The following is a 10,614-nucleotide window of genomic DNA, read 5'->3' as shown; positions in this document are numbered from 1 at the left end:
GGTCAAGACCACCCAGGAAACCCTCGAACTGTCGACCGCCAGCTACAAGGACGGCGCCTCCTCGCTGCTCGACGTGCTCGACGCCCAGCGTCAGGTCTCGCTTGCCCAGGCAAGCCTGGCCGCCTCCGTCCAGCAGATGGCCAAGGACTACGTCTCCCTCAACGTCGCCATCGGCGGCGGATACAATCCGGGCGGTCGACAAACCGTTGCCCCGCCAAAGGCTAGCTGAAAACACCAGAGACAAAGCCCGGCAGACCCGCCGGGCTTTTTTTGTTTTCGCAGCATGCAAGCGAAACCAGATAAATCGACCTCGGCCTGAAATTGGATTCGACAAGGCCCGTACGGTGATGTAGGTCTGATTAAACGATTAATCTAACGCGCATCGACAAACATGCCTCCAACGCGACCGGGACCGAATCTGAGCAGGATAGCGACGTCGCTCGGCGTATCCGTCGCGACGGTCTCGAATGCGCTCTCCGGCAAGGGACGCGTTTCTGAAAGCCTTGCCGAAAAGATCCGCGAGCACGCCACCGGACTCGGCTATATCCCGAGCCAGGCCGGACGGGCGCTCAGAACCGGCCGGAGCGGCGTGCTTGGGCTGGTTCTACCGGACATTGCCAATCCTCTCTTCCCCAAACTTGCGCAGGCGATCGAATTCGCGGCCACCTCAGCCGGGTACGGCGTTCTGATTGCAGACTCCCGCGGAGATGTTGCCGCGCAGACCGAGGCTATCAACAGGCTGATCGAACGCGGTGTCGAAGGCATGGTGATCGTGCCACGGCGGGCCACGCGCATCTCCTCGGCAAGCTGCCCGGTAGCGGTCATCGATACAGCATCGACCCCCGGCAATACGGTGGCGGCGGACCATTGGCAGGGCGGGCGGGATATCGCCGCGCACTTGGCGGAACTCGGCCACAAGCGAATCCTGATCATCGGCAACAATCCCGGTTCGAACGTTCAAAACGATCGCGCCGGCGGAATCCGCTCGGGACTTCGCGCAGGCATGCAGTCGGCAACCCTATGGGTCGAGCGGCTTGAGCGAGATCTCGGCTGCGGCTGCAGCCTTGGGCTTGTCGAGAAGGTCCGCGATGGCTTCACCGCCTTCGCAGCCCTTTCCGACCTTCAGGCGCTGCGAGCCCTGACAGAACTTCAGCGCGACGGCGTCGTTGTCCCCGAGATGGCAAGCGTCACCGGCTTCGACGATTTGATCTGGTCGCCCGTTGTCACCCCGGCCCTGACGACGGTGGCGATGGACATGGTCACCATTGCCGAGATCGCGATTTCGTCGCTGCTCAAGAGCATCCAGACCAGCGGCAGCCGCGAAGGTACACTCGTGACCGCGCAGATGGATCGGGTCCCGATGCAGCTGATCGTGCGCCAATCCTCGGGTCCCGCAAACCCAATGCATATCCACTCTCAGACGAGGAATTCCTGACATGCAAAAGGCTCTCATCGCTTCGGCAGCGCTTCTCGCACTGTCGCCACTCGCAACAAGGGCCGAGGAACGGACGCTGACGGTTTCCGTCTACGCCTTCGCGCAGGACGACTTCAGAACGATCGTCTACGATCCCTTTGAAGCAAAATGCGGCTGCAAGCTCGTCGTCGAGACAGGCAACAGCGTCGAACGCCTGGCCAAGATGGAAGCGAACAAGGCCAATCCGGTGGTCGACATGGCGGTCGTTTCCATGGCGGACGCACTGTCGGCAACGCGCAAGGGTCTGATCGACAAGGTCGATACCACCAAGCTCAGCAATTTCGGCAAGCTCTACGACCTCGCGAAAGATCCCAACGGCGACGGCATGAGCGTCGGCTACACCTTCTATGCCACTTCCATCGCCTATCGCTCCGACAAGATGAAGATCGAATCCTGGGCCGATCTCCTGAAGCCGGAATATATCGGCCACGTCGCATTCCCGAACGTCACCACCAACCAGGGCCCGCCGTCGCTCTACATGCTCGGCCTGGCGCTCGGCAAGGACACGCCGGATCTGAAGGCCCCGATCGAAGCGCTCGGCGAAAAGAAGGACGACATCGTCACCTTCTACGAAAAATCCTCGCAGCTCGTGCAGCTGATGCAGCAGGAGGAGATCTGGGCGGCTCCGATCGGCCGCTTCTCCTGGGCGGGTTTCACCAAGCTTGACATTCCCGTTGCCTGGGCCACTCCAAAGGAGGGCCAGACAGGCGGGATGAACGTCATGATCATGACCAAGGGCTCGAAGAACCAGGATCTCGCCATGCAGTTCATGGACTTCTGGCTCTCCACCGACATCCAGACCAAGCTTGCCGAAAAGCTGGTCGACAGCCCGGCCAACAAGGAGGTCAAGCTCTCCGAGGCCGCCGCCAACAACCTGACCTATGGCGAAGACACCGCCAAGAGCCTGAAACTCATTCCCTCTGCCGCGGCGCTGGACAACCGCGCCGGCTGGTTGAAGGAATGGAACGACAAGGTCGGCCAATAGTCATTGCAGACGGCTCCGGCACCGGCCGGGGCCGCTTCATCAGATCGCTCTGAAAGACGCCTCATGTTTCAAAACCGCACAGAAGCCCTGGCGCTGGCCCTGCCCGCGGCTCTGTTTGCCGCGCTGGTCTTCCTGCTGCCCGTCGTCATCCTTCTCTCGGAAGGGTTTCATGTCGACGGCAGCTGGACGCTCGGCGCCTATACCGGCTTCTTCTCGGAGTCCCTGAACCGCACCGTCTTCCTGCGCACCTTCAGGCTCGGGCTCGAAGTGACCGCCGTCTCCGCCGTCATCGGCTATGCCGCAGCCTTCGCCATCGTCAGCCTTCCGCCCAATGGAAAGGGCCGGATGATCGGCCTCATCACCCTGCCGCTGATGATCTCGCCGGTTGCACGCACCTATGCCTGGATCGTCATCCTCGGCCGCACCGGCATCGTCAACCAGGCGATAACAGGGCTGGGCCTCAGCGATGGTCCCCTGCGCCTGCTCTTCACCGAGACCGCGGTTTTCATCGGCCTTTTGCAGCTGTTCCTGCCGCTGATGATCCTGTCGCTGATCAGCGCGCTCGAAAACATGCCGAAGGACGCGATTCCGGCCGCCCGCGTGCTCGGGGCCAACTGGTTCCAGGTGTTCTGGAAGGTCATCTTGCCGCTGACCCGCGAGGGTCTCGTCGTCGGCGGCACGCTCGTCTTCACCGGCTCGCTGACTGCCTACATCACTCCGGCCGTCCTTGGCGGATCCAAGGTGCTGATGCTGGAAACCCTGCTTTACCAGCAGGTCTCCGTCGCCAATGATTTCATCGCGGCAAGCGTCATCGCCTTCATGCTGATCGTCATGAGCTTTGCCGCCAACATTCTGCTCAAGCGCCTTGCGACCGCGAGGAACAAGCGATGACCGCCCGTATCTTGTCTCCCCTGGTTCTCGGCCTGCTGCTGGTCTTCCTGATCGGCCCGTTCCTGATCATCATCGCCGCCTCCCTCTCGGCCGGCGACACGCTTGCCTTCCCGCCGCAGGGCCTGTCGCTGCGCTGGGTCCTCAAGGTCTTCACCATCGACAGCTTCCGCGACAGTTTTGCCATGTCGATGTTTCTCGCCATCGGCGGCACGCTGGCAGCGCTCATCCTCGGCATCCCGGCCGCCTACGCGCTGTCGCGCTACAAGCTGCCTTTCGGGGAAACGGTGCGCACCATCGTCTCGCTGCCGATCATCGTGCCCGGCATCATCGTCGGCCTGGCGCTGCTGCGCTATCTCGTCGTGCCCTTCGGCTTCAACATCACGCTGGCGCTGTTCTTCGCCCACACAGCGCTGGTGCTGCCCTATGCCGTGCGCGTCGTCTCGGCGAGCCTCAACAATCTGCGCTCGGATATGGAGGAAGCGGCTGTGCTGCTCGGATCGTCGCGTCTCGGCGCGTTCTTCCGGGTGGTGATGCCGAACATCCGCGGCGGCATTCTAGCCGCCTTCATCCTCGGCTTCGTCACCAGCTTCAATCAGGTTCCCGTCTCGCTCTTCCTGTCCGGCCCAGGCGTCCGCACCCTGCCGATCGACATGCTGGGCTACATGGAAACCACCTACGACCCATCGATTGCAGCGTTGTCGGYGCTGCTCGCCTTCCTGTCCATCGGCATCGTCTTCATCGCCGAACGCTTCCTGGGATTCTCTCGCTATGTCTGACCGTTATCTTCAACTCGACAAGCTGACGCTCTCCTACGGCGATACGGTCGCGGTGAAGGATCTCGATCTGTCGATCGCCAGGGGCGAGCTGGTCGCCCTGCTCGGCCCCTCCGGCTGCGGCAAGACGACGACGATGCGCTCGATTGCCGGCCTGCTGGCACCCACCTCCGGCCGCATAACCCTCGACGCCACCGATATCACCCGCGTGTCGGCCAACAAGCGCAATGTCGGCCTCGTCTTCCAGTCCTACGCCCTCTTCCCGCACCTCACCGTCTACGAAAACGTCGCCTTCGGGCTACGCCTCAAGGGTATCGCCGGGCAGGACCTCGATACAAAGGTGAACGCCGGCATCAAGTCGGTCGGCCTTGCCAATTTCGCCTCCCGCAAACCAGCCGAACTTTCCGGCGGCCAACAACAGCGCGTGGCCCTCGCCCGCTCCATGGTGATGGAACCGAAGGTGCTGCTGCTTGACGAACCGCTTTCGAACCTTGACGCCCGCCTTCGCCTTGAAATGCGCGCCGAGCTGCAACGCGTCCAGAAGGAAACCGGCGTCACCATGATCTTCGTCACCCACGACCAGATCGAGGCGCTGGCGCTTGCCGACCGGATTGTCGTCATGCTGGACGGCGCCATCGAGCAGATCGGCACGCCGGAGGAAATCTACAACAAGCCCGTCTCGGCCTTCGTCGCCGATTTCGTCGGTTTCGAAAACGTCTTTGCGCTGGAGAATGGAAAGCTCGCGACGCCGAACGGCCTCGTCGACCTTTCCGCTCCGGCGCAGCAGGCCGCAAGGGGCCTGGCTTGGCGCCCGCGCATGGTGATCCTTGGTTCAGGTCCTTTCCAAGGCACCGTGCGCGGCACCTCGTTTGCCGGCAACACCCGCGAATATCTGCTCGACACGCCGCTCGGCCCGATCAAGGCGGAAGTCGACGCGGAACTTCCGACACATGCGATCGGCTCGAAACTCGGCTTCGATCTGCCGCTCTCGGCTGCTGCATCCCTCTCTCGCTACAGGTAACATCATGGGCGTCTGGGTCGACACAGACATGGGATTTGACGATATCGCCGCCATTCTGGTGGTGGTGCAAGCGAAGCTCGACATATCAGGCGTCTCGCTGGTGTTCGGCAACACGCCGCTGCCGCAGGTGCGGGTCAATGCCGCTGGGGCGGCCAAGGCATTCGGCTGGACCTTTCCGCTGCACACCGGCCGGGCCACGGCAGTGCTTGGAGTGCTGGAAACCGCGCAAGCGATCCTCGGCAAAACCGGTATTCCGACGGCAGGAAAAAGCCTTCCCGAAGCGCCCCCCCTTCCCGAAAGCGACGCCTTTTCCGCTCTGTGCCGTTGGCTGGAGGAAGACGGCCCTCACCGCATCCTGGCACTCGGCCCCTTGACCAACATTGCCGCTCTTGCGCTCGCGCGGCCCGACCTCGCATCGCGCATCACCGAACTCACCTGGATGGGCGGCGGCGTGACCGCAGGCAACCATACCGCCTCGGCAGAGTTCAATGCACTTGCCGATCCGGAAGCCCTGGCGATCGTCATCGCCCACGGCCTGCCGTTGCGCATGATCGATCTCGATCTATGCCGCAAGGTGATTGCAAGGCCCGACGATATCGAGCCGCTGCGCAAGGCCGGAGGCGTCAATGCCGAACTGCTGGCCGACATCTTCGCGGGCTACATCGCGATCGGCACGAGCCGCGGCCGCGCCGGCATGGCGATCTACGACCCCTCCGCCGCTGTCGCCTTCGTGGCACCCGATGTCGTCGGCTTGCGCGCTGCGCGCATCGACGTCGAGCTGCACGGCGGCCTGACACGGGGCAGGACCGTCGTCGAGACGCGAGCCAGCCACGCCGCCTTCAACGCGGAATATGCTGTCGATATCGACGTCGCCGCCGCCCGCGGCATCATTCTTGACGCACTGGTCAGCGAGGCCGGCAAATGAGTGGACCGCATCAGATGGAAATCAACGATCCACAGCTTCGCACTCGCGCCGTCGCCGCCGCACGCGGCGATGTTGCGTTTGACGTCCTGATCGCGGGCGGCCGTCTGCTCGATGTCGTCACCGGTGTGATCCGCGAGGCTGACATCGGGCTTGTCGGCCCCCTGATCGCCAGCGTCCATCCACCCGCAACACGAAGGGACGCAGCGGACATTGTCGATGCCACCGGCACCACCATCGCGCCGGGCCTGATCGACACGCATATGCACATCGAAAGCTCGATGGTAATTCCGGCGGCGTATGCCGCAGCCGTATTGCCGCGCGGCGTCACGACCGTCGTCTGGGACCCACATGAGTTCGGCAACGTGCATGGTCTCGACGGCGTGCGCTGGGCAATTGATGCATCGAGGGGCCTGCCGCTGCGCGTAATCCTGCTTGCCCCTTCCTGCGTGCCGTCGGCACCCGGACTTGAAGTCTCGGGCGCAGATTTCGATGCCGCCGTCGTCGCCGAGATGCTGCGCTGGCCCGAAATCGGCGGGGTGGCGGAAGTGATGAACATGCGCGGCGTCATCGACGGCGATCCGCGCATGAGCGCTATCGTCAACGCGGGACGGCTCTCGGGGAAACTCGTGTGCGGGCACGCACGGGGCCTCGATGGGTCCGACCTCAACGCGTTCTTGGCGGCGGGCGTCTCCTCCGACCATGAGCTCACCTCCAGTGCAGACCTCGTTCAGAAGCTCGCCGCGGGGCTGACGATCGAGCTTCGCGGCTCGCACGACCACCTGCTTCAGGAATTCGTGGCGGCACTGAACGGCATCGGCCATCTGCCATCGACGGTCACGCTCTGCACCGACGACGTCTTTCCCGATGAACTGCAGGACGGCGGCGGCCTCGACGACGTCATGCGCCGCTTGGTGAGATACGGGATGAAGCCGGAATGGACGCTGCGCGCTGCGACCTTCAACGCCGCTCAGCGGTTGAACCGCTCCGACCTCGGTCTCGTCGCCGCCGGCCGCCGTGCTGATATCGTGCTTTTCAAGGACCTCGTGGATTTCGAAACGCGGGCGGTCGTTGCCAACGGTCACATCGTCTCGCGCAACGGCAAGATGGACATGGACATCGCCGCGTGCGACAGCGCACCGCTCCGAGAATCCGTAAAGCTACCTGTTCTCGTGGAAAACGACTTCCGCGTGCCGGCCGAAGGCGACCGCGTACGGGTCGCCACCATCGATCGCCCCCGCTTTACCAGCTGGGGCGAGGCCGATACAGTCGTTGAAGACGGTTTCGTAGTACCTCCCGCCGGCAGCGCCATGATCGCCGTTGCCCATCGCCACGGAAAAACCGATGGGCGCCCGCGCGTTGGCTTCCTCACGGGCTGGGGCGAATGGCGCGGTGCCTTCTGCACCACTGTATCGCATGACAGCCACAACCTCACGGTCTTCGGCGGCAACGCCCGTGACATGGCGGTTGCGGCGAACGCCGTCATATCGGCAGGAGGCGGAATGGCCGTCGCCAAGGACGGAGAGATCAAGGCGGTCCTGCCCTTGCCGCTCTCCGGGCTCGTCACCGAGGCGCCGCTCGAGGACACGGCAGCGGGCTTTCGCGACATTCGCAAGGCAATGGAAACGATCGTTGACTGGAAGCCGCCGTATCTCGTGTTCAAAGCCTGCTTCGGCGCGACGCTCGCCTGCAACGTCGGCCCGCATCAGACGGACCAGGGCATTGCCGATGTTCTGACGGGGAAGGTATTGGACAGTCCAGTTCTGGAGATCCTGTAGCTTGGGGCATGGTGAGGGGCGTGCCGTGTGGCCGCACACGCCAATGGGTTACCCTTCCGCCCGCAACTCCCGCTCCACGAGCCGTGACCAGAACGCCACGCCGGGGCCGATGGCTTCGTCGTTGAAATCGTAGGATGTGTTGTGATGCAGCGCGCCGTCGACCGCCGGGCCGTTGCCGAGCCAGACATAGCAACCCGGCGTATTCTGGCCGAAGAAGGCAAAATCGTCGCCCGCAGTCGAGGGCGGGAAACGTGTCTGTGCCTTATGGCCGAACACGTCGGCCGCAGCGCCCAGCGCCCGCTCGGTCGCATCCCGATCGTTGACGACAGGCGGAATGCGCCGCTCGAACCGGTAGTCGGCCGCAATGCCGAACATGGCAGCCGTACCATGCGCAAGCCGGCCGATCTCCTCTTCGAGCTGGTCGCGCACCTCGGGCGAGTAGGCACGCGCCGTGCCGCCGATCTCGACGATGTCGGGAATGACGTTCAGTGCCTTCGGATCGCCTGCCTGCAACGAGCAGGCACTGACGACAGCCGGCTGTAGCGGGTCGACGATACGGCCGACGATCGTCTGCAGCGACGACAGGAAAATCCCCGCCGCAGTGATCGGATCTCGCCCCAGATGCGGCTTGGCGCCGTGCGTGCCCTTCCCGTGGAAGGTCAGGCGCCAGCTGTCGGAGGAGGCAAGCTGTGGCCCCTCGACGACCGCTATCTCATCGACCGCAAGCCCCGGCATATTGTGCAGCCCGTAGACGGCGTCGCAGGGAAAGAGGCCGAACAATCCATCCTCGACCATCCGCTTCGCCCCGCCCCTGCCCTCCTCGGCAGGCTGGAAGATGAAGTGTACGGTGCCGGAAAATCCGCGGGTCGCGGCCAGGTGACGCGCGGCGCCGAGAAGCATCGTCGTATGGCCGTCGTGGCCGCAGGCATGCATCTTGCCGGCGACTTTGGATCTGTAGGGCCGGTCGGCCATTTCAGGCATGGCAAGTGCGTCCATGTCGGCGCGAAGGCCGATCGTGCGCGTTCCGTTGCCGACCTGCAGCGTGCCGACGACGCCGGTGCCGCCGAGCCCCAGATGCACCTTCAGTCCCGCTTCTTCCAGAAGCCTTGCGACAATGCCGCTTGTGCGCTCTTCCTCGAAACCGAGTTCGGGGTGCGCATGCAAATCGTGTCGAAGCGAGGTGAGAAAGGGAAGATCGTTCTCGATCCCGGCGGGAATGCGCATGAGCATGGACGTCCTGTAAATGCAAGCGTGCACCAGAACGACGCCCGCAATATGCGTCGTTTATCCAGCAAAACCACCTGGAATTCAACCTCGGCTCTGGGCCCCGCATGAGCTTGCGTCCCCGCCGCACGCAGTTCTTGACACCAGTCAGGTCTGGATGGCGTAATCAGCCCAACGCGAGAGAGCCTCCATGAGCGACGACCCGATTCCCGCCGACAGCAAACTGACGACGTCGAAGCGCCGCTGGGCCGACGAGGGCAAGTTCCTGACCGGACGCATCAGCCGCCCGGAAGCGGACCGTCTGCCGCCGGGGCAGCATCTCGTCAACAACTGGCCAGTCCTCGATCTCGGCCAGCAGCCGATCATTTCCACCGATACCTGGCGGCTGGAGGTTCGCGGGCTGGTCGAAACGCCGCTCGACCTCGGCTGGACTGCCTTCCAGGCGCTGGAGCAGAGCACGAAGATCTCCGACATTCACTGCGTCACGACATGGTCGCGCTACGAAAACCGGTGGATGGGCGTAGCGACCCGCGATCTTCTCGATCATGCGATGCCGAAGCCGCAAGCAACGCACGTCATGCTGACCAGCTATGACGGTTACACGACCAATCTGCCGCTCCCCGATTTCGCCGCCGAGGATGCGATCCTTGCGACCGCCTGGGAGGGTCAGCCGCTGACACGCGACCACGGCGGACCGATGCGCCTCGTCGTGCCGCACCTCTATTTCTGGAAGAGCGCGAAATGGCTGCGTCGAATCGAGCTCATCGCGGGAGATGCCGCAGGCTTCTGGGAGAAGAACGGCTACCACATGTACGCCGACCCCTGGCGCGAACAGCGCTATTCCGACGATTGATGGGCCACCTTGCCGGATGCCGCAAGCCACGGAAACGTCAGGCCGCCCGGCTTTGAGATCTCGATAGCGGCGTCACTCTACGGATCGCCCATCGAATGCCGAGCAGCCCAAAGCCCAAAATCGCACCTATCGCCGTCAATGTCGCCATGCTGGCGGCGTGCGTCGGGACATCGCTCCAACGCGGACGAACGACGTCGGCCGTGTCGAATGCCTCGCCGCTGAACTCGCAGGTGATCAGAGCCAGCCCCCGCAGGACCATGCCGGCATCGATCAACGAGACGATCTCGCCTGCCGCCACCGCCTCGCGCGGCATCCCGCGCATCTGAAGCAACGCAGCCTTGGTTGCAGCGAGATAAGCGTGGGAGCACTCGTTGAAGGGGCTCGCCTCGTCCGTCACCCCGCCCGGCATCTTCCCCCAGAAGCAATAGGCATATTGAATTTGAGCATAATTCAGAACGCGCCGAAACGGCTCGTTTGTGTCGGTCGCGGTGGAAGCGAGGTCGATGATCCGGTCGCGGTACTCCGCCATCATGATCATTTCGCCATGCAAGATTTCCGCAATGGCGATCCCGGTATGTGGCCCGCCGGCCGTCCGCTGGTGTGCGCAAGCCTCCGCCGCCGCAAACGGGAGCGGGGACATGCCAATGGCCAGAGTCAGGATTGCGTTTCGGACGAACACTGTGGTGTGAGGCC

At 63.5% G+C, this 10,614-nt stretch carries 11 protein-coding genes; 9 read left to right on the top strand and 2 right to left on the bottom strand.

The features are described 5' to 3' along the window. From AC1D2R_RS24655 to AC1D2R_RS24620, 8 genes are all read left to right on the top strand, one after another. On the top strand, positions 1-229 hold a 229-nt coding region (locus tag AC1D2R_RS24655; protein ID WP_477971421.1), incomplete at its 5' end, for a TolC family protein. Positions 230-391: 162 nt separating this feature from the next. Continuing rightward, complete coding sequence (locus tag AC1D2R_RS24650) at positions 392-1,435, top strand: LacI family DNA-binding transcriptional regulator (RefSeq protein WP_477971419.1); 1,044 nt, start codon at positions 392-394, stop codon at positions 1,433-1,435. Position 1,436: 1 nt separating this feature from the next. Beyond that, a complete protein-coding gene (locus AC1D2R_RS24645; protein ID WP_477971417.1) occupies positions 1,437-2,459 on the top strand; it encodes an ABC transporter substrate-binding protein in 1,023 nt (340 codons plus the stop codon). 63 nt (positions 2,460-2,522) lie between these two features. Then, complete coding sequence (locus AC1D2R_RS24640) at positions 2,523-3,350, top strand: ABC transporter permease (protein ID WP_477971415.1); 828 nt, start codon at positions 2,523-2,525, stop codon at positions 3,348-3,350. Continuing rightward, positions 3,347-4,126: an ABC transporter permease gene (locus tag AC1D2R_RS24635; RefSeq protein ID WP_477971413.1), complete on the top strand. Its 780-nt coding sequence runs from the start codon at positions 3,347-3,349 to the stop codon at positions 4,124-4,126. Before AC1D2R_RS24640 ends, AC1D2R_RS24635 begins: the two co-directional genes overlap by 4 nt. Beyond that, on the top strand, positions 4,119-5,144 hold the full coding sequence (locus tag AC1D2R_RS24630; protein ID WP_477971411.1) for an ABC transporter ATP-binding protein: 1,026 nt from the start codon (positions 4,119-4,121) through the stop codon (positions 5,142-5,144). Before AC1D2R_RS24635 ends, AC1D2R_RS24630 begins: the two co-directional genes overlap by 8 nt. 4 nt (positions 5,145-5,148) lie before the next feature. After that, positions 5,149-6,069: a nucleoside hydrolase gene (locus AC1D2R_RS24625; protein WP_477971409.1), complete on the top strand. Its 921-nt coding sequence runs from the start codon at positions 5,149-5,151 to the stop codon at positions 6,067-6,069. Next, complete coding sequence (locus AC1D2R_RS24620) at positions 6,066-7,844, top strand: adenine deaminase (protein ID WP_477971407.1); 1,779 nt, start codon at positions 6,066-6,068, stop codon at positions 7,842-7,844. Before AC1D2R_RS24625 ends, AC1D2R_RS24620 begins: the two co-directional genes overlap by 4 nt. A 48-nt stretch (positions 7,845-7,892) precedes the next feature. Here AC1D2R_RS24620 and AC1D2R_RS24615 read toward each other — a convergent pair whose 3' ends face one another. Further along, positions 7,893-9,068 carry a M20 aminoacylase family protein gene (locus AC1D2R_RS24615; RefSeq protein WP_477971405.1) on the bottom strand — a complete coding sequence of 392 codons (1,176 nt, stop codon included), beginning with the start codon at positions 9,066-9,068 and terminating at the stop codon, positions 7,893-7,895. A 190-nt stretch (positions 9,069-9,258) separates the two neighbouring features. On the opposite strand from AC1D2R_RS24615, the gene AC1D2R_RS24610 reads away from it, so the two are divergent. Next, positions 9,259-9,921, top strand: a complete 663-nt coding sequence (locus AC1D2R_RS24610) for a sulfite oxidase-like oxidoreductase (protein WP_477971403.1) — start codon at positions 9,259-9,261, stop codon at positions 9,919-9,921. Positions 9,922-9,958: 37 nt separating this feature from the next. Here the strand turns inward: AC1D2R_RS24610 and AC1D2R_RS24605 are convergent, their stop codons facing one another. After that, positions 9,959-10,561, bottom strand: a complete 603-nt coding sequence (locus tag AC1D2R_RS24605) for a hypothetical protein (protein WP_477971401.1) — start codon at positions 10,559-10,561, stop codon at positions 9,959-9,961. Positions 10,562-10,614: the final 53 nt, after the last annotated feature.

Source organism: Rhizobium sp. P1_C7, assembly GCF_056406295.1.
This window is presented reverse-complemented; position numbering and strand designations above follow the sequence as displayed.